This is a genomic window from Gordonia sp. (in: high G+C Gram-positive bacteria) (assembly GCF_020438995.1).
In the GTDB taxonomy this organism is placed as follows: Bacteria; Actinomycetota; Actinomycetes; order Mycobacteriales; family Mycobacteriaceae; genus Gordonia.
Map to the genome: position 1 here is coordinate 1 of NZ_JAGQTN010000187.1, position 24,325 is coordinate 24,325.

The 24,325-nt window shown below is 65.4% G+C and carries 24 protein-coding genes, 1 tRNA gene and 1 pseudogene; 18 read left to right on the forward strand and 8 right to left on the reverse strand.

Translation table 11 applies throughout. The features are described 5' to 3' along the window. Positions 1 to 462, reverse strand: a 462-nt coding sequence (locus tag KDB67_RS13535; protein ID WP_291016477.1) for a transposase, incomplete at its 3' end; no start/stop codon positions are given. Positions 463 to 589: 127 nt separating this feature from the next. Between KDB67_RS13535 and KDB67_RS13540 the strand changes: the two genes are divergently transcribed. The 10 genes and pseudogenes from KDB67_RS13540 (at position 590) to KDB67_RS13585 (ending at position 7,630) form a co-directional block, all read left to right on the forward strand. Continuing rightward, positions 590 to 748 (forward strand): hypothetical protein, encoded by a 159-nt coding sequence (locus KDB67_RS13540; protein WP_291016545.1) that lies wholly within the window; start codon positions 590 to 592, stop codon positions 746 to 748. A 30-nt stretch (positions 749 to 778) separates the two neighbouring features. Then, entirely contained in the window at positions 779 to 1,228 is a 450-nt protein-coding gene (locus KDB67_RS13545; protein ID WP_291016479.1) for a serine/threonine protein kinase, read from the forward strand. Positions 1,229 to 1,257: 29 nt separating this feature from the next. Continuing rightward, positions 1,258 to 2,238, forward strand: coding sequence for a YafY family protein (locus tag KDB67_RS13550; protein WP_291016482.1), 981 nt, complete (start codon positions 1,258 to 1,260; stop codon positions 2,236 to 2,238). A 116-nt stretch (positions 2,239 to 2,354) separates the two neighbouring features. After that, positions 2,355 to 2,426, forward strand: a tRNA-Val gene (locus tag KDB67_RS13555). A 239-nt stretch (positions 2,427 to 2,665) separates the two neighbouring features. Continuing rightward, a complete protein-coding gene (locus KDB67_RS13560) occupies positions 2,666 to 3,286 on the forward strand; it encodes a hypothetical protein (RefSeq protein ID WP_291016485.1) in 621 nt (206 codons plus the stop codon). A gap of 153 nt (positions 3,287 to 3,439) precedes the next feature. Next, positions 3,440 to 3,676 (forward strand): hypothetical protein, encoded by a 237-nt coding sequence (locus tag KDB67_RS13565; RefSeq protein ID WP_291016488.1) that lies wholly within the window; start codon positions 3,440 to 3,442, stop codon positions 3,674 to 3,676. 14 nt (positions 3,677 to 3,690) lie between these two features. Next, positions 3,691 to 3,945 carry a hypothetical protein gene (locus KDB67_RS13570; protein WP_291016490.1) on the forward strand — a complete coding sequence of 85 codons (255 nt, stop codon included), beginning with the start codon at positions 3,691 to 3,693 and terminating at the stop codon, positions 3,943 to 3,945. Between the two features lie 95 nt (positions 3,946 to 4,040). After that, positions 4,041 to 4,261, forward strand: a pseudogene (locus KDB67_RS13575) (PE-PPE domain-containing protein); the annotation flags it as partial. A gap of 95 nt (positions 4,262 to 4,356) precedes the next feature. Beyond that, positions 4,357 to 5,364 (forward strand): NAD(P)H-dependent glycerol-3-phosphate dehydrogenase, encoded by a 1,008-nt coding sequence (locus KDB67_RS13580; RefSeq protein WP_291016492.1) that lies wholly within the window; start codon positions 4,357 to 4,359, stop codon positions 5,362 to 5,364. Positions 5,365 to 5,563: 199 nt separating this feature from the next. Next, on the forward strand, positions 5,564 to 7,630 hold the full coding sequence (locus tag KDB67_RS13585; protein WP_291016495.1) for a multicopper oxidase domain-containing protein: 2,067 nt from the start codon (positions 5,564 to 5,566) through the stop codon (positions 7,628 to 7,630). A 73-nt stretch (positions 7,631 to 7,703) separates the two neighbouring features. On the opposite strand, the gene KDB67_RS13590 is transcribed toward KDB67_RS13585, so the two are convergent. Both KDB67_RS13590 and KDB67_RS13595 read right to left on the reverse strand, forming a co-directional pair. Beyond that, positions 7,704 to 8,168, reverse strand: coding sequence for a peroxiredoxin (locus tag KDB67_RS13590; RefSeq protein WP_291016498.1), 465 nt, complete (start codon positions 8,166 to 8,168; stop codon positions 7,704 to 7,706). Next, on the reverse strand, positions 8,165 to 8,629 hold the full coding sequence (locus KDB67_RS13595; protein WP_291016500.1) for a DUF3052 domain-containing protein: 465 nt from the start codon (positions 8,627 to 8,629) through the stop codon (positions 8,165 to 8,167). The genes KDB67_RS13590 and KDB67_RS13595 overlap by 4 nt, the downstream gene beginning before the upstream one ends. A 382-nt stretch (positions 8,630 to 9,011) precedes the next feature. Between KDB67_RS13595 and aceE the strand changes: the two genes are divergently transcribed. From aceE to KDB67_RS13625, 6 genes are all read left to right on the forward strand, one after another. Beyond that, positions 9,012 to 11,795, forward strand: coding sequence for a pyruvate dehydrogenase (acetyl-transferring), homodimeric type (aceE, locus tag KDB67_RS13600; protein WP_291016503.1), 2,784 nt, complete (start codon positions 9,012 to 9,014; stop codon positions 11,793 to 11,795). Positions 11,796 to 11,810: 15 nt separating this feature from the next. After that, positions 11,811 to 13,094, forward strand: a complete 1,284-nt coding sequence (locus KDB67_RS13605; protein ID WP_291016505.1) for a helix-turn-helix domain-containing protein — start codon at positions 11,811 to 11,813, stop codon at positions 13,092 to 13,094. A 176-nt stretch (positions 13,095 to 13,270) separates the two neighbouring features. Next, positions 13,271 to 14,167, forward strand: coding sequence for an ACP S-malonyltransferase (locus KDB67_RS13610; protein WP_291016507.1), 897 nt, complete (start codon positions 13,271 to 13,273; stop codon positions 14,165 to 14,167). Between the two features lie 153 nt (positions 14,168 to 14,320). Continuing rightward, on the forward strand, positions 14,321 to 14,629 hold the full coding sequence (gene acpM / locus KDB67_RS13615; protein WP_291016510.1) for a meromycolate extension acyl carrier protein AcpM: 309 nt from the start codon (positions 14,321 to 14,323) through the stop codon (positions 14,627 to 14,629). Positions 14,630 to 14,632: 3 nt separating this feature from the next. Further along, a complete protein-coding gene (locus KDB67_RS13620) occupies positions 14,633 to 15,898 on the forward strand; it encodes a KasA/KasB family beta-ketoacyl-ACP synthase (protein WP_291016513.1) in 1,266 nt (421 codons plus the stop codon). Between the two features lie 36 nt (positions 15,899 to 15,934). Then, positions 15,935 to 17,386 carry a carboxyl transferase domain-containing protein gene (locus KDB67_RS13625; RefSeq protein WP_291016516.1) on the forward strand — a complete coding sequence of 484 codons (1,452 nt, stop codon included), beginning with the start codon at positions 15,935 to 15,937 and terminating at the stop codon, positions 17,384 to 17,386. A 104-nt stretch (positions 17,387 to 17,490) separates the two neighbouring features. On the opposite strand, the gene KDB67_RS13630 is transcribed toward KDB67_RS13625, so the two are convergent. The 4 genes from KDB67_RS13630 to fadD5 all read right to left on the reverse strand — a co-directional run bounded on the left by KDB67_RS13630 (position 17,491) and on the right by fadD5 (position 21,848). Beyond that, positions 17,491 to 18,009, reverse strand: a complete 519-nt coding sequence (locus KDB67_RS13630; RefSeq protein WP_291016518.1) for a DUF3145 domain-containing protein — start codon at positions 18,007 to 18,009, stop codon at positions 17,491 to 17,493. Positions 18,010 to 18,114: 105 nt separating this feature from the next. Continuing rightward, positions 18,115 to 18,930, reverse strand: a complete 816-nt coding sequence (locus KDB67_RS13635) for a serine hydrolase domain-containing protein (protein WP_291016520.1) — start codon at positions 18,928 to 18,930, stop codon at positions 18,115 to 18,117. Between the two features lie 25 nt (positions 18,931 to 18,955). Continuing rightward, positions 18,956 to 20,086, reverse strand: a complete 1,131-nt coding sequence (locus KDB67_RS13640; RefSeq protein ID WP_291016521.1) for an NDMA-dependent alcohol dehydrogenase — start codon at positions 20,084 to 20,086, stop codon at positions 18,956 to 18,958. 145 nt (positions 20,087 to 20,231) lie between these two features. Further along, positions 20,232 to 21,848 carry a fatty-acid--CoA ligase FadD5 gene (gene fadD5, locus KDB67_RS13645; protein ID WP_291016524.1) on the reverse strand — a complete coding sequence of 539 codons (1,617 nt, stop codon included), beginning with the start codon at positions 21,846 to 21,848 and terminating at the stop codon, positions 20,232 to 20,234. Positions 21,849 to 22,008: 160 nt separating this feature from the next. Between fadD5 and KDB67_RS13650 the strand changes: the two genes are divergently transcribed. Continuing rightward, positions 22,009 to 23,148, forward strand: a complete 1,140-nt coding sequence (locus tag KDB67_RS13650; RefSeq protein ID WP_291016527.1) for an acyl-CoA dehydrogenase family protein — start codon at positions 22,009 to 22,011, stop codon at positions 23,146 to 23,148. Positions 23,149 to 23,187: 39 nt separating this feature from the next. Beyond that, positions 23,188 to 23,919, forward strand: coding sequence for a GntR family transcriptional regulator (locus tag KDB67_RS13655; RefSeq protein ID WP_291016529.1), 732 nt, complete (start codon positions 23,188 to 23,190; stop codon positions 23,917 to 23,919). Here the strand turns inward: KDB67_RS13655 and KDB67_RS13660 are convergent. After that, entirely contained in the window at positions 23,916 to 24,317 is a 402-nt protein-coding gene (locus tag KDB67_RS13660; protein ID WP_291016532.1) for a CAP domain-containing protein, read from the reverse strand. The two genes, KDB67_RS13655 and KDB67_RS13660, sit on opposite strands and share 4 nt — an antisense overlap. Positions 24,318 to 24,325: the final 8 nt, after the last annotated feature.

Genomic DNA, 24,325 nt, shown 5'->3' on the forward strand with positions numbered 1-24,325 from the left:
CAGGCTCGCATCCAGATCCACCACCACCAACCCACCCTGAGCGCAGTGCACGTCAGGGGCAGCGGCCCCGGCCGCATCCCAGGCGTGGGCGCGAGCAGTAGCGCGGGCGGTGTTGATCGCCGCCAACACCGGCCCCACCTCAGCAGCCAACGTAGTGATCAACCGCGACACTGTCGGATCGGAGGCCACCGGCCCGAACACGTCCCAATCCCCACGCAGGTGCGCGATGTCGGCCAGGCAGTCCCCACCGATCGCGACCGACACCGCCAGATCGAACACGATCTTGCCCGGGTCATGGGTGGCCAGAGGTTTGCGCCACGGCGCCAACGCCTGCGACAGTTCATCGAGCAGACCGGTCTTCTCCCCGGCCCGCAACAGCAACGCTGTCCCCGCATGCGACACGATCCCGGTTCCACCGCCCTCTACAGACAACGACGGGTACCTCGACATAGACTTGCTCACCGGAATGGTGCTCCTGGATCTGGACTGATTCTTGCTGTGGTAAGCCGAATTATCCCAGGTCAGGGCACCATTCTTCGTTTATGACACGCAATCAGCGTGAAAGCCTGAGGCTAGTAGGGCCGAGATTTTGCACAGTTTCGAATACGACAAAGTGGGCACCACACTCGGCCCCTATCGGATCGACGGACTCATCGGCCGGGGCGGCATGCGCAAGGTGTATCGGGTCGGGCGACGGACCTGGGTAAGAACGGGTAAGAACAGGGTTGTCGCGCTGAAGCTGATGTGACGCAGCTGACGAGATCCCCCCGAGACCCCGGTGACCGACGTCCCGCAGGCCCGGCCCCCCGCCGCGACCCCGCGAACCACAACCCCTGCCAGAACTCGCACGCGCGGCACCGGCGACCTCGGACTGGCCACACCCATCAGCCAACCCGCCTGCGACGGGACCGGGATCGTCGTCGTCGGCAACGCGGTCAACGCATCGACCCGCACCGCCGACATCAGCACATACCTGCGCCAGTACCCCGGTTCGCAGTATCTGCGCACGGACGTCTCGTGCGGATCACTCCGCGATCGCGACGACTACGGCAACGTCATCTACGCCGTCTACCGGGTGGCAGGCCGGTCCCGTTCCGACATCTGCTCGCTACGTGCCGAACTCGGCGCCCTGGCCGCGCAACTCGGCAACGATGCCCCGTACGGCAAGTGGCTGGACAACACGACCGATCCGAGCACTTTCATCTCCCCCGCCGATTGCGGACAGTAATCGTCCGCCCTCTGGGGCACGATTGCTGCATGTTGGAAACGTCGGCACGCCTACTGCGCCTGTTGTCCCTGCTGCAGATGCGGCAGGAGTGGACGGGTCCCGAGCTTGCGAACAGGCTGAGCATCACCACCCGGACCGTGCGCCGCGACATCGACAAGCTGCGCGACCTCGGCTACCCGGTGGAGGCCAACGTCGGCGTCGGCGGTGGTTACCGGCTCGGTGCCGGTGCGGAGATGCCTCCCCTGCTTCTCGATGACCAGGAGGTCCTCGCCGTTGCCGTCGGCCTCAACACCGTTGCTGCCGGTGGTATCGCCGGTATCCAGGAGGCATCGGCCGGTGCGCTCACCAAACTGCGTCAGGTAATGCCGTCGCGGCTGCGCCACCGTCTCGACGCCCTGTCGGTCGATTCGGTGCCGCGCGACGCGTCGTGGACGACGATCCCCGCCGACCGGCTCACCGACATCGCCACCACCTGCCACCGGCACGAACGACTGCGCTTCGACTACCGCAAGGCCGACGGCACCGAAAGCCGCCGCGACATCGAACCGTATCGGGTCGTCCGCAACGGCTCCCGCTGGTATCTGATCGGCTGGGATCTGGCGCGTGAGGACTGGCGGTCGTTCCGCATCGACCGGATGGAACCCAAAACCCCCACCGGCCCCCGGTTCTCGCCCCGCGAACTCCCCGAGGGCGGCGCCGGCGCCTACCTGGCACGCAGTATCGGCGCCGTCTACCGCTCGGCGACGGCCCGCGTGCGCGTCCACGCCCCCCTCACCGACATCGCCGCGATGGTCTCCGACGACTGGGCCACCATCGAATCCGGCAACGACAGCGCCTGTGAACTGCGCGTCTACAGCAAATCCCTGACCTCGATCGCCCGCTGGCTGCGCGCCTTCAACGCCGACTTCGACATCCTCGAACCCGCCGCCCTCCGCGCCGAATGCGCCGCTCTCGCCGACGAACACGACCGCCTCGCCGACCGCTACCGCCGCTCCATCACCCACCCCTGAACTCCGCGTTTTGTGTCGCTGCGCGCCACAAAACGCGGATTCCGGCACGTCCCAGTTTGGACCACGACACGATCTGCCGCTAGATTCTTACGTTGGTGCGCGATGGCGCGCTGTCCGCGCGTATAGCTCAGCGGTAGAGCTCTGGTCTTACACACCAGCGGTCAGGGGTTCAAATCCCTTTGCGCGCACCGATGAAACCGCAGTTCAGGGACGCTGCTGAGTACTCCTCCAACTTCGCACAGTGCCAGGAGACGAGTCACCGGGTCACAAGTGGGCCGCCACTCATCTCCTTGTCGCCGTAACCGCACTCGTCACTTACATCGTCGTTAGCGACGACGGGCAATCCACGGCCGATCAGGACCACACGAGCGACGCCCAGAGTATGCCGGAATTCGGGAAGACCTCGCTTCGCGATACTGCAGCAAGAATGAACAAGCGTCTCGATCAACTCCGCTCCGAGGGCAAGAGTCAACTCGAAATGTTCGAGGAGGTGAAACGGTTCGCGACACCGGGGTGCTCAGCCCTCCTCACCAGTATTTTCGAGACATTCGGAGCCGAAGACGACGAAAAAGTCACTCAAGGGGCCACCAAGATCCTCAACGTTACAGAGACGGGCAACAGCGGAACTGTCACTGCCCAGACCGGCGACGATGAGCCAGAGAAGTCGAAGTGGATACGTACACGCGGCAAATGGCAGTTCACGTGTTCGTTCAATACGGACGACGATGACTCGACCACCCCTCCGACGCCGTCGCCAAGCAGTACCAAAAGTGCGCCGATCAGCGATCTGCCCGGTCAAGCGAACGAGGCAGAAAGAACTACATCGACTCCTCCAACACCATCGGCGTCCCCAACAGAGTCGCGAACCGAGGAAGGCCACGAGCGCAACGTTGACGATGATGACTACTTGCCCGTCCAGCGCTGGGATCCGTGCAGTGCGCCAGGATCGGCGACCATAAGTTCTCTGGACGGAGTGGACTACGTCTGTGTCCAGGACGACAAGGCGTACGGTGGCCACGAGTGGCGCACTTGGCAACCCGCGAATTGACGACCGACAAGATGCCTCCGCCAGCCATCGGCAAAGCCCCGGTCAGCCAAATCCAGCCGTCGCTACCGGACAAGGAACGGACGGCAAGGCCACCGCTCACCGGTTGTCAAGGTTTCCTTGACAACAAGAGATACGTAAAGATAACCTTTACAGGTGGAGATACGGGACAGTGCCCGCAAACACGACATCAGCGACGAGTCGATTCTCCACGCATGGGAGAACGCAATCCGACTGGTTGAGTACGACTACCACGGAGAGGATCGACTACTCGTCATCGGCCCCGACGTCAGTGGAACGCTACTCGAACTGGTCGCCGTCCCCGCCGGACGACCGACACGGATCATCCATGCAGATCGACTGCGCGCCAAGTTCTACGACTATCTCCGATAGGAGGGTGAAACGCTATGACTACCAGACATATCCACGATGTCACCGGACTTGACGACCTCGACCCGGCGCGCACACCGTCACGCGATGCCACCCATTTCCGGCGCATCATCGCCGCCCGCAAGAATCTCGCCGACGCGAGAGACGAGCTCAACGCCGCCGTCGCCGCCGCACGGGAAGCCGGTGACTCGTGGACGGTCATCGGTGCTGCCCTGGATACCACCCGGCAGGCCGCGTATCAGCGGTTCGGACAGGGATCGTCCGACGACTGATTCGGAACCAGATCAGCCGTCGGTACCTCCATTCACAGTGAAAGTTCAGCGTCGTGTTGCCGGCTTCCCCAGGATGCGCGTGGAACATCGGCGGTATGAGTATCACGGTCCTGGTCGTCGGGGTACCGGCGAGTCGTATGTGGGTGATGACCGCACTGAGGTCACCGGGCTGCTGTCGGCCGTCACCGACTGCCTGGACAGGCGGTTCATCGCGCAGTGTGTCCCGTACGCCGCCAGCTATGGCCCGGTTCCGCATCGGGACGGCCTCAGCTACGCCGAGAGCGTCGATGATGGCGTCGCCAACCTGGCCGCCGCATTCGGCAGGGCGACCGCGAAACCCGAAACCGGCCGTGACCGGGCGACGTTTGCGGTTCAATGACTCGACGGAACCCGTAACGAAGGAGTCGAAGGTTGTCGCGTTCATTGAGAGTTGCCGTGCTCGGCGGAGGATCGTGGGGAACCTCGGTCGCCGCGCTCGCCGCCCGCAACACACCCACCCTCATCTGGGCACGCGACAGCGCCACGGCCGACGACATCAACAACAACCAGCGCAACAGCCGGTATCTCGGCGACATCCCGTTGCCCGACACCCTCCGCGCCACCACCGATCTCTCCGAGCTCGCCGACTTCGCCGACGTGCTGGCCGTCGGCATCCCGTCCCATGCGATGCGCGAAACGCTCGCACCGCTGTCCGACGAGCTCCGGCCGTGGGTTCCGGCAATTTCGCTGGCCAAGGGACTCGAGCCCGGTAGCCGGCGCCGGCCGACCGAGGTGATCGCCGAGAGCCTCCCCGGCCACCCTGTCGGTCTGCTCGCCGGACCGAACATCGCCGGTGAGGTGGCCGAGGGCAAGGCCGCGGCCGCCGTCATCGCCACCGAGGACGAGCGGGTGGCCACAGCGCTGCAACCGTTGTTCACCTCGAAGGTGTTTCGCGTGTACCGCAACGACGACGTCCTCGGCTGCGAACTCGGCGGCATCTTGAAGAACATCGTCGCGATCGCCAGCGGCATGGCTGACGGTCTCGACGTCGGCGACAACACCCGGGCGATGGTCCTGGCCCGCGGGCTGGCCGAGATCACCCGGCTCGGCGAGGCGATGGGGGCCAATCCGCGTTCGTTCGCCGGCCTGACCGGCATCGGCGACCTCATGGCCACCTGCATGAGTCCCCGTTCGCGCAACCGCCGGCTCGGCGAACTGCTCGCCCAGGGCAAGACCACCGAGGAGGCCGTCGCCGAACTCGGACAGGTCGCCGAGGGCGCCAAGACGGCCCCGACGGTCCTCGAGCTCGCCAACGAGTTCAACGTCGCGATGCCGATCGCCGAGACCGTCGCCGGCGTCGTCACGGGCACGATGACCCCCGCCGACGCCTACCGCGGCCTCCGTCAGGTCACCCCCGGAACCGAAACCGACATCGGCTGACGGACCCACTTTCCTGAGGACTCCGTACTGCGTTCCGGCCGAACGCAGTACGGAGTTCTGCCGTTGATCCACCTTGGCATTCGATACAGGTAGTCCCACACCCGACATTCGGGTACCGCGCTACTCGTGCGCTCAACTCCGCGGAGAACCACCGTGGTTGATGTCAGTAACCGGCATCGATCACCAGAAGGATCTCGCCATGAGCGCACCCACCGCCGACCGGCCCGCAACTGAACTCGACGTCCCGATCACCGCGAAGGCGGCAGCGGATGCCACGCCCGACGACAATGTCGTGACATCCCGGCTCGGACTGCGCAAGTTCCGTGACGAACTCCCGATCCCCAAGGTCATCACGATCCCGGCCGGCGCCGACGAACACTGCGCGATCAGTATCCGGGCACAGGTGGGTCGTCACCGGTTCCACCGTGACCTTCCGAAAACCGATGTGTGGGCCTACGAGGGCCAGATCCCCGGACCCACGATCGAGGTCGAGCGCGACACCCCCGCCGCGATCGACTGGGTGAACGACCTGTTCAACGACGACGGGCAGCCGGCCACCCTCCCCTACGACGTTGTCCGGGTACCCCCGACCACCACAGGCGCTCCCCCCACGACCACAACAGCCATGACCCCCGGCGGCCGTGCGGTCAAGCTGGACCCTGCCGGCAGCGCAGCCGACTCGTTTCCCGCACTCGCAGGCACGGACGACCTCACCGGAGCCACCGTGGTGCATCTGCACGGCGCACTCACCAACGGCCACAACGACGGCTGGTCCCACAACGTCACCATGACAGGTGGACGTACGCGCGTGCTGTACCCGAACGGACAAGAGTCGGCGACGCTCTGGTACCACGATCACGCGATGGCGGTCACCCGCTTCAATGTCTATGCGGGGCTTGCCGGCTTCTACCTCCTCCGCGATACCAACGAGGCGTCGCTGACGCTCCCGTCGGGCCCGTACGAGCTGCCGTTGATGATCACCGACCGCAACTTCGAGACATACGTACCGAAACAACCAGGCGAGACGAGTTTCACGGGCCGGCCTCTCTACAAGCAGGCCGGCGTCGTCGCGGTCGGCGCGGAGGGCGCGCCGGTGGACACCGAGATCCCCGTGAGCGGACCGTTCAACCTCGTCAACGGCAAGGTCTGGCCCACCAAGAAGGTCAAGGCCCGCTGGTATCGTCTGCGGATTCTCAATGCCTGCAGCACCCGCACGCTCACGCTCGCCGTACACGACACGACCGACGAATCCGCGCCGCCGAACTCCCCGGCGAACAACACCGACACGAGCAACGGTTTCGTCCCCGCACGCGTGACGCCGATGACCGTCATCGGCACCGACGGCGGGCTGCTTCCGGCCCCGATTCCGGTGTCGACACTCGAGGTCGGTCCGGCCGAACGAAACGACGTCCTGATCGACTTCCGGTTGCTGGCGGGAAAGACTCTCGAACTGCGCAATGAGCAGAACGCATTCATCAACGCCGACCAGGGCCGGGCCGACGCGACGATCATGCAGTTCGTCGTCGGCAAGACTGCCTCGCCCACCGACACCCACTGGGAACCACCCGTAGAACTGAATCCCGACTATCGTCGCTATCTCCACGTGGGCACCGACCTTCAGGTGGGGTCACAGACGATCCACTCGCATGAGCATTTCTGGGTGGCGCTCATCCCGCCGGGGCCAGGCGGCGGAGGGCATCCCGAACTCTGGGAGCTACGGCAGCTCGACAGCAAGGAGCCGTCCCCCGGCAAGGATCTCATCAAGCTCATCGATCCGCGGGACAAGGATCTGCCACCTGCCGAACAGACGGTTCTCCGGTTCGTCCCGACGGCCAAGCTCTTCGACGACGCGAACAGCATCGTGTTCGCCGAAGGCAGCTGGGCGGTGTGGAACATCCTTCATCTGGGCGGCCCACCACACCCGTTCCATATCCACATGACGCAGTTCCAGATGATCGAACGCGGTCAGTGGGACCTGGCTGCGCTAGGTGACGACGGCTGGAACGCCGACAACGGCACAACGGGCGTCCTGCCGATTCCCGCCGACTCAGCGATCACCCCGACCCACCAGGGCATGAAGGACACCTACCTGATCAAACCCGGTGAATGGGTCAAGGTGCTGGGCGACTTCACCGGCGCGACCGGCAGTTTCATGTACCACTGCCACATCCTCGACCATGAGGATCACACGATGATGCGGCCGTTCGTGGTCCTGCCACGGGAGGTGATGGCCTTCCACAAGGCCCACGGCGGCGGCCACCACTGACGCCCCGACGCAAACTCCGCGTCTTGTGTCGCTCAGCGAGGCAAGACGCGGAGTTTCGTGGGCAGACCGGGGCTCAGACCGCGGCCAGGGCCTTGGTCCAGACGGAGTCGTCCCGGGACTCGCCGGGGCCGATGACGTCGGCGAAGGCGATGGTGCCGTCGCGGTCGACGAGGAAGGTGCCGCGGTTGGCGTAGCCGCTGACGTCGTTGAACACCCCGTACGCCTGCGCCACTTCTCCGTGCGGCCAGAAGTCCGAGAGGATCGGGAACAGGAATCCCTGCGCCGACGACCACACCTTGTGCGTGGGCGATGCCCCGACGGAGATGGCGACGGTGGTGACGTCGTCGTTGCTGAACGCGTCGAGGTTGTCGCGAATGTAGCCGAGCTCGCCCTGGCAGGTTCCGGTGAACGCCAACGGGAAGAACACCAGCAGCACGCGGCGGTCGGCACGCAGCGACGACAACGCCACCTTCTGCATGTTCTGGTCACGCAACTCGAATTCGGGCGCCTGCTCGCCTACTGCGAGCGGACCACTCATGCTCGTTTGCCGGTGCGCGATTTAGGTTGCACCAGACGCGAACCCGACCAGGTGCCGAAGTTGACGACGCTGGTCTGCGTGAGGCCTGCTGTGGAGGCCGCCTCCGAGATGTCGGCGGCGTCGACGTAGCCGTCCTGGCCGGTCTTCGGGGTGAACACCCAGACGAAACCGTCGTCGGCGAGGGGGGCTATCGCGTTGATCAGACCGTCGACCAGGTCGCCGTCGTCATCGCGCCACCACAGGACGACGACATCGGCGACATCGTCGGAGTCCTCGTCGAGCATTTCGGCGTCGATGGCGTCCTCGATGGCGATACGGAGATCGTCGTCGGTGTCTTCGTCCCAGCCGCGTTCCTGCACGACCATGCCGAGGGTGAATCCCAGCTTACGGCCGACCTGAACCGCGCCGTCTTCGTCGGGACCACCGGATTCATCGGTACCGGACTCTGTGGCGGCAACCACCGCGTGCGACCTCCCAGCTCTCGCTACATGCAGTTCTGACTACATGAGAACTCACCAGGACATCCGCCCGGCGACATCTGACAATAGGAACAGCCTAAAGGTCACGCGTGCAACACGCACAGGCGACCTGCGGACAGATTTACGGCAATTCCGGTGACCGATGTCGCGTACTGCTCGGTAACAACGACGGTGGGTGCGAAATGGGGCACGATAAGGAATGGAGTCGGCGTGGCTCACACATGACGCGTCGGGTCCTTTGATCAACCACAGCACGATCAATCCGCAGCACGATCACTGAGCTCGGTCCCGGCCGAGGTCAGCAGATTTGAGTCGCCGGTGGCCACCTGTCCGCCGGCCGAGACACCAAGGAGCTGTCAGTACCGTGACCGACCAGTTGGATCAGTCGACACCCACCACCGAGACCGCCAATAACCGCGTGCGGGTCATCCGTGAGGGCGTCGCATCGTATCTGCCGGACATCGACCCGGAAGAAACCGGTGAGTGGCTCGACTCGTTCGACCAGTTGCTCACTGCCGCGGGTCCGGCACGGGCCCGCTACCTGCTGCTGCGGATGCTCGAGCGCGCCAACGAGAAACACGTCTCCATCCCGGCGCTGACCTCCACCGACTACGTCAACACCATCCCCACCGAGAACGAGCCGTGGTTCCCCGGCGACGAGGATCTCGAACGCAAGTTCCGGCAGTTCATCCGGTGGAACGCGGCCATCATGGTGCACCGCGCGCAACGTCCGGGCGTCGGGGTCGGCGGCCACATCTCCACCTACGCATCGTCGGCGTCGCTGTACGAGGTCGGTTTCAACCATTTCTTCCGCGGCAAGGAGCATCCCGGCGGCGGCGACCAGATCTTCATCCAGGGACACGCATCCCCCGGCATCTACGCGCGTGCCTTCCTCGAAGGCCGCATCGACACCCATCGTCTCGACGGATTCCGCCAGGAGCACAGCCACGCCGGGCTCGGCGGCGGCCTGCCGTCCTATCCGCACCCACACCTGTTCCCCGAGTTCTGGGAGTTCCCGACGGTATCGATGGGTCTGGGCCCGATGAACGCGATCTACCAGGCCCGGTTCAACCACTACCTACACGACCGGGGCATCAAGGACACCTCCGACCAGCACGTATGGGCCTTCCTCGGCGACGGCGAGATGGACGAACCGGAGTCACGCGCCTACGCCAGCCTGGCCGCGCTCGAGGGCCTCGACAATCTGACCTTCGTCGTCAACTGCAACCTGCAGCGTCTGGACGGCCCGGTCCGCGGCAACGGCAAGATCATCCAGGAGCTGGAGTCGTATTTCCGCGGCGCCGGCTGGAACGTGATCAAGGTGGTGTGGGGCCGGGAGTGGGACGCACTGCTGCACGCCGATCGCGACGGCGCCCTGGTGAATCTGATGAACACCACCCCCGACGGCGACTACCAGACCTACAAGGCCAACGACGGCGCGTTCGTGCGCGAGCACTTCTTCGGCCGCGACCCGCGCACCAAGGATCTGGTCAAGAACCTCACCGACCAACAGATCTGGAATCTCAAACGCGGCGGCCACGACTACCGCAAGGTGTATGCCGCCTACGCCAAGGCGATGGCGCACAAGGGCCAGCCGACGGTGATCCTGGCCAAGACCATCAAGGGCTACACACTCGGCAAGCACTTCGAGGGCCGCAACGCGACCCATCAGATGAAGAAGCTGACCCTCGACGATCTCAAGGATTTCCGCGACAGTACCCGGATCCCGATCACCGACGCCCAGCTCGAAGAGAATCCGTACCTGCCGCCGTACTACCACCCCGGGCCGGACGCCCCCGAGATCAAGTACATGCTCGACCGGCGCAAGTCGCTCGGCGGTTTCCTGCCGAGCCGGCGCACCACCGCCAAGCCGCTGCATCCCGACGTCTCGCGAGCACTGAAAACCGCGGGCAAGGGGTCGGGCAAACAGCACGTCGCCACCACCATGGCACTGGTCCGGATCTTCAAGGATCTGTTGCGCGACAAGGAGATCGGCCACCGCATCGTACCGATCATCCCCGACGAGGCACGCACCTTCGGCATGGACAGCTGGTTCCCGACGCTCAAGATCTACAACCGCAACGGGCAGCTGTACACCTCGGTCGACGCCGACCTCATGCTGGCGTACAAGGAGAGCGCGCAGGGCCAGATCCTGCACGAGGGCATCAACGAGGACGGGTCGACGGCCTCGTTCATCGCGGTCGGCACCTCGTACGCCACGCACGACGAGCCGATGATCCCGCTGTACATCTTCTATTCGATGTTCGGTTTTCAGCGCACCGGCGACAATTTCTGGGCGGCGGGCGATCAGATGGCCCGCGGGTTCGTCATCGGCGCCACCGCCGGGCGCACGACGCTCACCGGCGAGGGTCTGCAGCACGCCGACGGCCACTCACATCTGCTGGCCTCGACGAATCCGTCGGTGGTGGCCTACGATCCGGCGTTCGCGTTCGAACTCGGGCACATCATCGCCGACGGTCTCACGCGGATGTACGGGGATGCCCCGGAAAACATCTACTACTACATCACCGTCTACAACGAGCCGATCCTGCAGCCGGCGCAGCCCGCCGATGTCGACGTCGCCGGCCTGCTCAAAGGTATCTATCGCTATGCGGCGGCCCCAGTCGGCAAGAAGTACCCGGCCAACATCCTGGTATCCGGGATCACCATGCCCGACGCGCTGCGGGCCGCTCAGTTGCTCGCCGACGAGTGGGATGTGGGCGCGGCCGTGTACTCGGTGACCTCCTGGAACGAACTGGCCCGTGATGGCCGGGCTCTGGACCGCGACGCGGTCCGCGAACCCGGATCGGATGTGGCGCAACCGTTCCTGACCACCACCCTGTTGCAGACCGAAGGGCCGTTCGTCGGCGTCAGCGACTACGAGCGCGGCGTCACCGATCAGATCCGCGCATATGTGCCCGGCACCTACCTCACGCTGGGCACGGACGGCTTCGGCTTCTCCGACACCCGGCCGGCGGCCAGGCGGTTCTTCAATGTCGACGCCGAGTCGATCGTGGTGGCGGTGCTCGTGGCGCTCGCCCGGGACGGTCACATTGACATCTCGGTGGCCGCCGCAGCCGCCGACAAGTACCAGATCACCGACGTGTCGGCGGCACCCGAGCAGACCAGCGACCCCGGCAGCGCCTGACACTACATTGAGAACATGCCAGACAAGTCCGGTCCGCAACTGCCCCGCATCCGTAGCAGTCGGTTCCTGACCACCGCCGACGCACACGAGACGCTGCATGAGGCGTTCGCCGACGGACTGTTGCGCCGCCTCAAGCAGTACAGCGGCCGACTGGCGACGGAGGCGGTCAGCTCGATGCAGGAGCAGTTGCCGTACTTCTCCGAACTCGACGCGGCCCAGCGCGCCAGTGTTCAGCTGGTGGTGCAGACCGCCGTGGTCAACTTCGTCGATTGGCTGCAGGACTCCGAGGGGGACGTGAAGTTCACCGTCGAGGCGTTCCAGGAGGTGCCGCAGGATCTGGCCCGGAGGATCTCGCTGCTGCAGACGGTGGAGATGGTCCGGGTGGCGATGGAGTTCTTCGAGACCTGGCTTCCGGCGCTGGCCCGCAACGACACCCAGCTGCGGGCGCTGACCGAGGCGATCCTGCGGTACGGCCGGGAGATCGGATTCGCGGCGGCGGCCATCTACGCGTCGGCTGCGGAGTCGCGCGGTGCCTGGGATTCGCGGCTGGAGGCCCTGGTCGTCGACGCGGTGGTCCGCGGTGACAGCGGGCCCGAACTACTGTCCCGCGCCGCGGCGCTGAGCTGGGAGTCCGATGCCCCGGCGACGGTGATCGTCGGGGCTCCCCCGCCGGAGCAGAATGTATCGGTTCCGTTGTCGATTCATTCGACCGCCAAGGCGTTCAGCCGGTCCGCACTGTCGGTGGTGCAGGGGCCGTTGCTGGTGACGATCGTCAGCGGCTCGCTGAATCCGACCGAACGGTTCGCTACCGCGCTGCTGAAGCATTTTGCCGATGAGCCGGTGGTGATCGGCCCGACGGCGCCCAATCTGGGCAGCGCGCACATCAGTGCTGTCGAGGCGATGGCCGCGATCAGCGCGGTGCCGGGCTGGCCCAGTGCACCGCGTCCGGTCCACAGTTCCGAGTTGCTGCCCGAGCGGGCCCTCAACGGCGACCCGATGGCGATCGAGGCGATGACGGCCCTGTTGATCGGACCTCTGACAAAGGGAGGCGAGACGCTGGTGCCTACGCTCGATGCGTATCTCGATTCCGGTGGGTCGATCGAAGCCTGTGCACGAGGGCTGTACATCCACCCGAATACTGTTCGATATCGCCTAAAGAAAATTTCGGACATCACCGGACGTGATCCAACTAACGCCCGGGATGCCTACGTTCTGCGAGTCGCGAGCACAGTAGGCCGTTTGGCACGCTTAGGAAACGGATCCAATTCACAAGCACCACCAGTCACATCCGTCACATGACCTTGGCCACATCATCGCAGCTCGGCACCCATATATAGACATAGGTAACGATTTGCCGACCTGCTGCGATCACTCTCCGCGAGTTACCCGTTTTGTAGGATTCCTACAAAACTCTGCGGTAAGGTTCATGCTGAACGACACCCACAAATCCCATCACGAAGGTGTTCTCTGGTCACGTGCTTTCGATCTTCGCGCCCGGACAGGGCTCACAAACCCCCGGCATGCTCGCCCCTTGGCTGGAGTTGCCCGGCGCCCGCGACCAGATCGCCCTCTGGTCCAAACTCGCAAGCCTGGACCTCGAACGCCTCGGCACCACCGCCACCGCCGACGAGATCACCGACACCGCGGTCACCCAGCCGCTCATCGTGGCGGCATCGCTGATCGCCTTCGATGAGCTCTCCAAACGCGGCGTCCTGCCCGACGACACCGTCGTCGCCGGTCACTCCGTGGGCGAACTCACCGCGGCCGCTATCGCCGGTGTGATCAGTGCCGACGAGGCCGTCACCCTCGCCGCCGTCCGCGGCGACGCCATGGCACAGGCCTGCGCCATCGAACCCACCACGATGGCCGCTGTTCTAGGTGGCGATGAAGGCGACGTTCTCGACCGGCTCGCCGGGCTCGGCCTCGTCCCCGCCAACCGCAACGCCAAGGGCCAGATCGTGGCCGCAGGTGCCGTCGAGGCGATCGACGAACTCGTCGCCAATCCACCGGAGAAGGCCCGCGTCCGCAAGCTCGCCGTCGCCGGCGCGTTCCACACCGAATACATGGCATCGGCCCGCGAGGCCGTCGCCGAGGCCGCCTCGGCGATCACGCCCGCCGACCCGACCACCACGCTGCTGTCCAACTCCGACGGCCTACCTGTAACGAACGGCGCCGACGCGCTGAACAAACTGGTAGGGCAGGTCACCCGTCCCGTGCGGTGGGATCTGTGTTTGGCTACGCTCCGCGACTCCGGCACCGCAGCCGTCGTGGAACTACCGCCCGCCGGAACACTCGTCGGCATCGCCCGGCGCGAATTGAAAGGGGTTCCCTCCCGCGCGATCAAAGCGCCCGAGGACCTCGATTCCCTCTGAACTTGGATAAACGGTCCCGGCCACAGCTGCCGCGATCACCCCGGAGACCGGTCACCGGTCATCCAAGCACCCACCCGCGCCGATGACGCGTGGTTTCGGGTTGCTCCGGATCGAACACAGCAAGAAGTCACATCACCAGAAGGGAGCCACACAGTGGCCGCCACCCAGGAAGAACTCATTGCCGGCATCGCCGAGATCATCGAAGAAGTCACCGGCATCGAGCCGTCCGAGGTGACCTTGGAGAAGTCGTTCGTCGACGACCTCGACATCGACTCGCTGTCGATGGTGGAAATCGCCGTGCAGACCGAGGACAAGTACGGCGTCAAGGTTTCCGACGAGGACCTCGCGGGCCTGCGTACCGTCGGCGATGTCGTCGCCTACGTCCAGAAGCTCGAAGCCGAGAACCCCGAAGCCGCTGCCGCGATCGCAGCCGCCATCGACGCGGACAAAAAGGACGCCTGACAAGTGAGTGGTTCCCTGCGCGAGTACTCCACGCTGGGTGGGAACTATCCGAGCGTGGTGGTCACCTCGATGGTGGCCACCACCAGCCTCGGTGCGGATCTCGACACCACCTGGCAGAACCTACTGGCCGGTCAGAGCGGTATCCGCGAACTCACCGACCCGTTCGTCGAGGAATACAACCTGCCGGTCCGTATCGGCGGCCGACTGGTTGAGGACCCCGCCCTGGAGGTCAGCAGGGTCGAGGCCCGCCGGATGGCCTACGTCGAGCGCGTCGCGCACATCATGAGCAAACGCCTGTGGGAGCAGGCGGGCACACCCGACGTAGATCCCGATCGCCTCGCGGTCGTCGTCGGCACCGGTCAGGGTGGCAGCGACTCGATGGTCGACAACACCTTGCTGATCCGGGACACCAAGAACTACCGCAAGATCTCGCCACTGGCCGTGCAGATGGGCATGCCCAACGGTCCGGCCGCGGTGGCCGGTCTCAACATCGGAGCTCGCGCAGGGGTCATCACACCTGTGTCGGCCTGCTCGTCCGGGGCCGAAGCCATCGCACACGCGTGGCGGCACATCGTCATGGGCGACGCCGACATGGTGCTCTGCGGTGGTGTCGAGGGAAAGATCGACGCACTGCCGATCGCCGCTTTCTCGATGATGCGGGCCATGAGTACCCGCAACGACGATCCCTCGGCCGCGTCCCGGCCTTTCGACAAAGACCGGGACGGTTTCGTGTTCGGCGAGGCGGCGGCCCTGCTGATCATCGAACGTGAAGACCACGCCAAAGCGCGCGGCGCGCACATCCACGCCCGTCTGCTCGGCGCCGGAATCACTTCCGACGGTTTCCATCTCGTCGCCCCCGACCCCAGCGGTCAGGGCAACGCACGCGCGATGGCACGGGCTCTGCAGACAGCGGGTCTGACCAAGTCGGACATCTCCCACGTCAACGCGCATGCCACCTCCACGCCCATCGGCGACACCGCCGAGGCGGTCGGTATCAACTCGGCCGTCGGCACACATGCGGCGATCTACGCACCCAAATCGGCCCTCGGCCACTCGATCGGCGCAGTCGGGGCGCTCGAATCGGTGCTGACGATCAAAGCTGTCGAGGACGGCATCATCCCGCCAACCCTCAACCTGGAGAACCAGGACCCCGAGATCGATCTCGACGTGGTGCACGGCGAGCCCCGATCTCTCCAGATCGAGTACGCGCTGAACAATTCGTTCGGTTTCGGCGGCCACAACGTGGCGCTCGCGTTCGGCCGCTACTAGCGACCGCCACCACACCCGACATCTCAGGAGACTCCGATGACCACATTGGCTCCCATCCATGGCCGTAGTGACGCAGCGGATCCTCGCGATCCGCTGCTGCGCCTGACCAACTTCTTCGACGAAGGCACCATGTCGTTGCTGCACCCGCGCGACAAATCCGGTGTGCAGGCGGCCGTGGGCCTGGTCAACGGTGTCCGCACGATCTCCTACTGCACCGACGGCACCGTGATGGGCGGTGCCATGGGGATCGTCGGGTGCAAACACATCGTCAACGCCATCGACACCGCCATCGCAGAACAGGCACCGGTCATCGGTATCTGGCACTCGGGTGGCGCACGCCTTGCCGAGGGCGTCGAAGCGCTGCACGCCGTCGGCTGCGTCTTCGAGGCGATGGTGCGGGCATCGGGTTATGTACCGCAGATCTCCGTCGTCGTCGGCTTCGCCGCAGGCGGCGCCGCCTACGGGCCGGCGCTCACCGACGTCGTCATCATGGCCCCCGCCGGGCGGGTATTCGTCACCGGACCCGACGTCGTCAAGAGTGTCACCGGCGAGGACGTCGACATGGAGGCGCTCGGCGGACCGCTCACCCACGGAAAGAAGTCCGGCGTCTGCCACATCGTCGCCGACTCCGAACCCGACGCCTACTGGCGCGCGCGGCGCTTGGTGTCCACCTTCAGCCGCCAGGGCAACTTCAACCTCGCGCAGGCCGCCGCCGGCGACACCGACCTGCGCGCGTTGCTGCCCGAATCTCCGCGCCGTGCCTATGACGTGCACCCCATCGTCGAACAGCTCCTCGACACCCAGCTCGACGCCGGTCGCGACAAGACCATCTCCACGTTCGAGGAGATCCAGGCCAAGTGGGCGCCCAACATCGTCGTCGGATTCGGTAGACTCGCCGGCCGCAGCGTCGGCGTCATCGCGAACAACCCGCTGCGCATGGGCGGCTGCCTCAACTCCGAAAGTGCCGAGAAGGCATCGCGTTTCGTCCGGCTCTGCGATGCCTTCGGCATCCCCCTGGTCGTCCTCACCGACGTCCCCGGCTACCTACCGGGCGTCGGCCAGGAATGGAACGGCGTCGTACGCCGCGGCGCCAAACTGCTCCACGCGTTCGCCGAATGCACCGTGCCCCGCGTCACCCTCGTCACCCGCAAGATCTACGGCGGCGCCTACATCGCCATGAACTCCCGCGCACTCGGTGCCACGGCCGTCTACGCCTGGCCCGGCTCCGAGGTCGCCGTCATGGGCGCCAAAGCGGCCGTCGGAATCCTGCACAAGAAGGCGCTCGCCGCCGCCCCCGACGACGAACGCGAAGCGCTCCACGACCGCCTCGCCGCCGAACACGAAGCGATCGCCGGCGGCGTAGGCCGGGCCCAGTCCATCGGCGTCGTCGACGAGATCATCGATCCGGCCAAGACGCGCAGCATCCTCGCCGAAGCCCTCGCCTCGGCGCCCGCCCGCCGGGGACGCCACAAGAACATTCCCCTATAAGGGGAGCACCCGAACAAGAAGACAATCAGGCGCCGACAGTCAGCTGTCGGCGCCTGATTTCGTCGGGTGGGCGGCAACCCACCGGGAGGTGTTCGGGGGTATTGTCAGCCCACTCGCTGGGTGAGCCAGGTAACTTCGGCGCCGGCGCCGCCCATGCGGAAGGCTTCGAGCGCGACGTCCCAGGCGGTGCCGAGGGCGGCCTCGACAGCCCCGGCGAGGCCGACGCTGTCGGGCTGGGAGTCGAGCATCGCACGCAGTTGCATCTCGCCGAGGACTACATCGCCGTTGGTGCTCATCGACCCGCGCCACAGGCCGAGGCCGGGCACGTAGGCATAGCGTTCACCGTCGACGCCTTCACTGGCGTCCTCGGTGACCTCGAAGCGCAGCGCGGACCATTCGCGCAGCGCAACAACAAGTCGCGCGGCCGTGCCGACGGGTCCGGTCCAGTCGACCGTGGCCCGTTGCAGACCTGCTTCCGCTTCCTGCGCCGTCCACTTAAGGTTCGCGCGCGCATTCAGCGTCGACGACAAGGCCCACTCGACATGCGGGCACAGCGCCACTGGCGCGGAGTGGATGTACACCACTCCTGTCGTCAGTTCCGCAAACTGATTCAGATTGCGCACTGGTTTCACCTCCGGGTTTCGACGAGGAACGTCTTCCCCAACACACCTCATCGATGCCCGGATTTACTGATGTTGACTATTGTGCCTCAAGTGGCTCATGTTGCGCTAGTTTTTAGTGAGACTCCTGACGACAATATCGTTGAAGTCGCTCCACAGTGGTTTGGCCCACGTTCCGAACTCACGATCTGTGAGTACCACGCATCCGGCACCCAGCGCAGGATCGACCCACACAAATGTGCCCGATTGCCCGAAATGCCCAAAAGTCTCCGGCGAGTTGCCTCGGCCCGTCCAGTGTGGCGCCTTGTGTGAGCGAATCTCGCACCCCAATCCCCAGTCGTTGGGACGATGTCTGCCATAGCCGGGAACAAACCCGTCCAATCCAGCAAACCACACACTGCGTGCGCTGTCGGCGAGTTCATCCGACAGCACCGTGGGACGCAGCATATCGCGGGCGAACCGCGCGAGATCATCGACGCTCGACCGGGCTCCGTGACCTGCCGGTCCCAGCAGCCGCGTCGACGGCATCCCGAGCGGCTCGCAGACCGCCTCCCGCAGGTATTCGCCGAACTCGATACCGGTGGCGTCCTGCACCGTCTCTGCGAGCACCTCGAAGCCGGAGCTCGAATAGATGCGTTTGGCGCCGACTGGTGCCTCGACGTCTCGCGTGGCGAATGCCAGTCCGGAAGCGTGCGCCAGCAGGTGGGCGACGGTGGCACCGGGCGGCCCGGCCTCCTGATCCAGCTCGATCGCGCCTTCTTCCACGGCCACGAGCACCGCCTGCGCGACCAGCAGCTTGGTGACCGACGCGAGCGCGAAGACGGCCGACGTGTCGCCATACTCCTCGACGACGCCGTCGTCCGTTATCACAGCCGCCGAGACCGAGCCGACCGGCCAGGTACTCAGCGAATCGAGGATCGGCACGCCCGTGAGCGTATCGCAGCGACTGTCACCAATCTTCTTCGGTATAGCGGATGACGCCGCGGATGTTTTTTCCGTCGAGCATGTCCTGATAGCCCTGGTTGACCTGATCGAGCCGGTACTGCCGGGTGATCATGTCCTCGATGTTGAGCTTGCCCATTTTGTACATCGACAGCAGCTGCGGGATATCCAGCTTGGGGTTGGCGCCACCGAAGATCGAGCCCTGCAGATTCTTCTGCAGCAGCGTCAGCATCGCCAGGTTCAGCGTGACCTCGCTGTCCATCATGCTGCCCATGCCGGTCAGCACGCACGTACCGGCCTTCGCGGTGATACCCATCCAGGTATCCACGTCCTTGCCGTGCACCTCACCGACCGTGACGATCACCTTCTGGCACATGTGCCCGTAGGTGAGCTCGGCGATCTTCCCCGCCGCCTCGGCCACCGACTCGAAAACGTGGGTGGCACCGAACTTGAGTGCCTGCTCACGCTTCCACGGCACTGGGTCGATGGCGAACACGTAGCGTGCCCCCGCGATGACCGCACCCTGCAGCGCGGCCGTTCCGACCCCGCCGACACCGACGATCGCGACGTCCTCGCCGGGGCGGACATCGCCGCTGCGCGTCGACGATCCGTAGCCGGTGGGCACACCGCAGCCGACCAGCGCGGCGACCTCGAACGGGATGTCCTTGTCGATCTTCACCGCCGAGGCCTCGTGCACCACCATGTACGGCGAGAACGTGCCGAGCAGCGTCATCGGGTAGACGTTCTCACCCTTGGCGGTATGGATGCGGAATGTGTGGTCCGACACCGCCTCGCCCTGAAGAAGGTAGGCGCCGAGATCGCAGAGGTTGGCCAGACCGCGCTTGCAGGACGGGCACTTGCCGCACGACGGGACGAACGAGAGCACCACATGGTCGCCGACCTCGAAGTCGGTGACGCCCTCGCCGAGCTCGATGACCACGCCCGAGCCCTCATGACCACCGAGGACCGGAAAGCCTGCCAGCGGGATACCGCCGGTCATCAGGTGATGATCGGAGTGGCACATCCCGGCCGCTTCCATCCTGATCTTGATCTCGTGCGGCTGCGGGTCTCCTAGCTCGAGCTCCTCGATCTCCCAGGGCTGGTTGTTGGCCCGGATCAGCGCGCCTTTGGTCTTCACTCACATACCTCCACACATCTGCCGACGCGGTCCGCCTCGGTGCCGCGCCCCGCCGCCACCGGCGGGTGATATGTGACGACCCTAACCATTTTCCACCAGAAATGAAACGTGTTCTAGTTATTGGCGCGCCGTCCGGGCCACTCCGCTAGACCGCGTGACCGGCGAGCCCGGCGTCCTTGCTGCCGTACGACGATCGCAGCGACGGCTTCACGATCTTGCCGCTGGCATTGCGCGGCAGTTCCGGCACGAGAACCAGGTCCTTCGGGTGCTTGTAGCGGGCGAGATGATCGTTGAGATGCGGCTCCAGCTCCTCAAGGGTCATATCGGCGCCGTCGTTGGTCACCACCACCGCGACCGGCACCTCACCCCACTTGGGGTCGGCCCGCCCGATGACCGCGGCCTCCAGGATCCGCGGATGCGCGGCCAATGCGTTCTCGACCTCGGCGCAGTAGATGTTCTCGCCGCCGGAGATGATCATGTCCTTGGCCCGGTCGACCACGTAGATGAAACCTTCGGAGTCCCGGCGCACCAGATCGCCGGAATGGAACCAGCCGCCGCGGAACGAGTCGGCCGTACCTTCGGGGTTCTGCCAGTACCCGAGCATCAGGTTGGGGCCGCGGTAGACGATCTCACCGACCTCCCCGTCGGCGACGTCGTTCATCGCCGGATCGACGATGCGCGCGGTGACCGCCGGGATGACCTTGCCGACCGACCCGAGCTTGCGCTGCGCGTCCTTTCCTTCGAGCACACAGGTGATCGGCGACATCTCGGTCTGGCCGAACACCGCGACGTTGAGGGCATCCGGGAACGTCGCGTCCATCGCTTTGAGCACGGTGTCCGAGGCGGGCGCCGCACCCCAGCTGATGATGCGCAGCGCCAGATCGCGCGGCTTGGCCTGCTGGGCGGCGCACACGGCCTGCCACTGGACAGGCACGAGGAAGATCGATGTGGTGCGTTCGGTTTCCAGGGCGTCGAGCAGCTCGTTCGGGTCGAACGCGCCGAGCGGATGGATCACCGACAGCGCACCCATGTAGAACAGCGCCGACATCGCGCCGATCGCGGCGATGTGGAACATCGGCACCACCATCGACCCGATGTCGTCGGCGCGGGTCTGCAGCTCACGCAGACAGGTCACCGCCTGCGCCTGCATGTTCTGATGGGTCAGCATGGCGCCCTTGGGTTTTCCGGTGGTTCCCGAGGTGTACATGATGAGCGCGACGGACTCCTCCGGCACGTCGATCTCCGGCAGATCGTCGGCACCTTCGGCCAGCAGCGTCTCGTAGTCGAGGTGCGCGGGTGAGTCCGATCCACCGACGACGATGATCTGCTCGATGCCCGGTGCGGCGGCCTGGACCGCGCCTGCCAGCGGCGCGAGCAACGTCTCGGTCACGACCACCTTGGCGCCGCTGTCGGACACGAGGAAGGCGATCTCCGCCGGGGCCATGCGGATGTTCACCGGGACCGCGATCGCGCCGAGGATGTTGGCACCGAAGATCGCCTCGACGTATTCGGAGCGGTTGAGCATGAGCAGCAGCACCCGATCACCGAAGCCGACGCCGCGGCGATGCAGCGCCGCGGCGAAGGCGTGCGACCGGGCGTCAAGTTCGGACCAGGTGGTGACCTTGCCGGCGTACTTGAGCGCGGGTGCGTCGGGAATGGTCAGCGCATGGCGGCGGACCTGGTTGTTCCAGTGGTTGCGCCGTGAGCGCAGCGGCTCGGTGACACGGCCGTCCGCGCCGTCTGACAGGTCGGCAGAAGTCATCACATCTCCTCATATGTCTGATTCGTTTGGTTCAAGCTACTTGCTCCATGAGACATGGAACACCATCCCCGGGTAGAAGATATACGATATATGTTCTACAGTCAGTCATACGTTCACCACCGCGGGCGCACACCGCGGCATCCGTCCCGGAAGGACCCCCATGGTTGCGTTCACCGCCGAACAGCGCGCATTCGCCGACTCCGTCGCCGACTTCTGCCAACGCGAGACAGGCACCCGAGCCCAGCGCGACGTGCTGACCAATCACGGCACCGAACTGCATTCGCAGGACCTGTACAAGAAGATGGCCGAACTCGGCTGGACCGGGATCGTCGTGCCCGAGGAGTACGGCGGCTCGGGCGCCGGCAACGTCGAACTGTGCATCCTGCTGGAGGAATGTCTGCGCGGCGGTGCCCCGATCGGCGGCATCGGCCCCACTCTCATCACCGCAGCCGGCTACCAGAAGTTCGCCGCCGAGGACATGAAACGCGACGTGCTCGCCGGCGTCGTCGCCGGTGACTCACTGTCGGTGTCGATGTCCGAACCTGAGGCCGGGTCCGATGTGGCGGCCCTGACCTGCCGCGCCGACAAGGTCGACGGCGGCTGGCTGATCAACGGGCAGAAGACGTGGTGCTCCAATGCGCACTTCGCGCGGTCGATCCTGCTGATCGCCCGCACCGACAAGAGCGGCAAGAAGCACGAGGGGCTCACCCAGTTCCACGTTCCGGCAGGAACTGCCGGCCTGGACATCCGCGGCATCGACACCCTCGGCGGCCGCGAGGTCAACGACCTGTACTTCACCGACTGCTTCCTGCCCGATTCGGCCGTCGTCGGGCAGGTCGGCAACGGCTGGAACCAGCTGATGGCCGGACTGAACACCGAACGCCTCATCCTTGCCGCGATGCAGCTCGGGCTCGCCGAACGGTCGTTCGCGCAGACCCTGCAGTTCATCACCGAACGCAAACAGTTCGGCCGTCCGATCGGCACCTTCCAGGCGCTACGGCACCGGATGGCCGACCTGGCCACCGAGATCGAATGCACCAAGCTGCTCGTGTACTCGGTGGCGCAGAAGGCCGACGACAACCCCGACAAACTGCTCCCCCGCGAGGCGTCGATGGTGAAGCTCAAGGCCACCGAGACGTCCAAGCGGATGACCATCGACGCGATGCAGATGATGGGCGGCTACGGCTACGCCACGGAGTTCGACGCCGAGGCCATGATGCGTGCCTCCATCATCTCGACTGTCTACGGTGGTACCAACGAGATTCAGCGCGACATCATCGGCAAAACCTACGGCCTGTAGGCTGTGGTCGCCGGATCGCGGCGGCACGGGAGCAGGTACATGGCAGTGGCAGCACATCAAGGGGCACCCCATAAAGAGTCACCACAGAACGCGTCGGGACGGGTGTCCGGCGGCAAGATCCGTAAACGGCCGCAACTGTCGGAGGAGGTTGCCGCACATCTGCGCCATGCGATCATGACCGCCGAGATCCGGCCCGGTGAGTTCGTCAGGATGGACGACATGGCCGTGCGGCTCGGGGTGAGCGTCACCCCGGTCCGCGAGGCCCTGCTCACGTTGCGCGGCGAGGGAATGGTCAACCTCGCCCCGCACCGCGGCTACATCGTCGCCGATCTGAGCCGCACCGACGTCGAGGACCTGTTCTGGTTGCAGAGCGAGATCGCGGTGCGGGTGGCACTGCGCACCGCCGAGGCCATCACGGGTGAGCAGATCGGGGAGCTCGAGTGGTGTAACCGCAAGCTCGCCGTCGCGGTGCGTGCCGGTGACGGACCGGAGGTGGCCGACGCCGAGTTCGAGTTCCACCGCATCCACAACCTGATCGCCGACAGCGGCAAACTCTCCTGGTTCCTGCTCAGCGCCACCCGCTACACCCCCACCCAGCTGTACGCCACAGATCCCGAATGGGGTGAGGTGGCCGTCGACTCGCATGCCAAACTGATCACCGCCTATCGCAACGGTGACCGTGAGCAGGTCATCGAGCAGACGCGCCGCCAATTCACCGACGGCGCGGCCCGCCTGACCAAGCACCTGGAGAGCACGGGCATCTGGGACTAGGGTGCGGCGGTCCGCCCGAACAACTGGACGTAGAACCAGGTCCCGTTGCGGCCCTGTGCCACACCCACGCCGATCCTGTCGAACTCGGGGTTCATCAGGTTCTCGCGGTGGCCGGGCGAGTTCCACCACGCCAGGTGTGCGGTGGCGGCGTCGGGCTGACCGCACGCGACGTTCTCGGCGGCCCAGTTGAGATCGGTCTGATCCAGTATCGGAGTCATGTCCTGGTGGTACAGGTTCAGCTCCGCCGCCAGCGTCGCCGCGTGCCCACGAGCGAACCCCACCAACCCCTGATGCACCCACAGCGTCCCGAGCCCACTCCCCGCCCGCGCCCCGTTCGCCAACGCAACCAACTCATCCTCCACGCCGTCGATCTTTCCCGCTCGATGATTTCCTTGCACACCAATCG

Excerpts from the sequence above, each read along its gene's own strand:
- KDB67_RS13550 (WP_291016482.1), top strand. The coding sequence starts at position 1,258 with ATGTTGGAAACGTCGGCACGCCTACTGCGCCTGTTGTCCCTGCTGCAG.
- KDB67_RS13560 (WP_291016485.1), top strand. The coding sequence starts at position 2,666 with ATGAACAAGCGTCTCGATCAACTCCGCTCCGAGGGCAAGAGTCAACTC.
- KDB67_RS13570 (WP_291016490.1), top strand. The coding sequence starts at position 3,691 with ATGACTACCAGACATATCCACGATGTCACCGGACTTGACGACCTCGAC.
- KDB67_RS13585 (WP_291016495.1), top strand. The coding sequence starts at position 5,564 with ATGAGCGCACCCACCGCCGACCGGCCCGCAACTGAACTCGACGTCCCG.
- KDB67_RS13590 (WP_291016498.1), bottom strand. The coding sequence starts at position 8,168 with ATGAGTGGTCCGCTCGCAGTAGGCGAGCAGGCGCCCGAATTCGAGTTG.
- KDB67_RS13605 (WP_291016505.1), top strand. The coding sequence starts at position 11,811 with ATGCCAGACAAGTCCGGTCCGCAACTGCCCCGCATCCGTAGCAGTCGG.
- KDB67_RS13625 (WP_291016516.1), top strand. The coding sequence starts at position 15,935 with ATGACCACATTGGCTCCCATCCATGGCCGTAGTGACGCAGCGGATCCT.
- fadD5 (WP_291016524.1), bottom strand. The coding sequence starts at position 21,848 with ATGACTTCTGCCGACCTGTCAGACGGCGCGGACGGCCGTGTCACCGAG.
- KDB67_RS13650 (WP_291016527.1), top strand. The coding sequence starts at position 22,009 with ATGGTTGCGTTCACCGCCGAACAGCGCGCATTCGCCGACTCCGTCGCC.
- KDB67_RS13655 (WP_291016529.1), top strand. The coding sequence starts at position 23,188 with ATGGCAGTGGCAGCACATCAAGGGGCACCCCATAAAGAGTCACCACAG.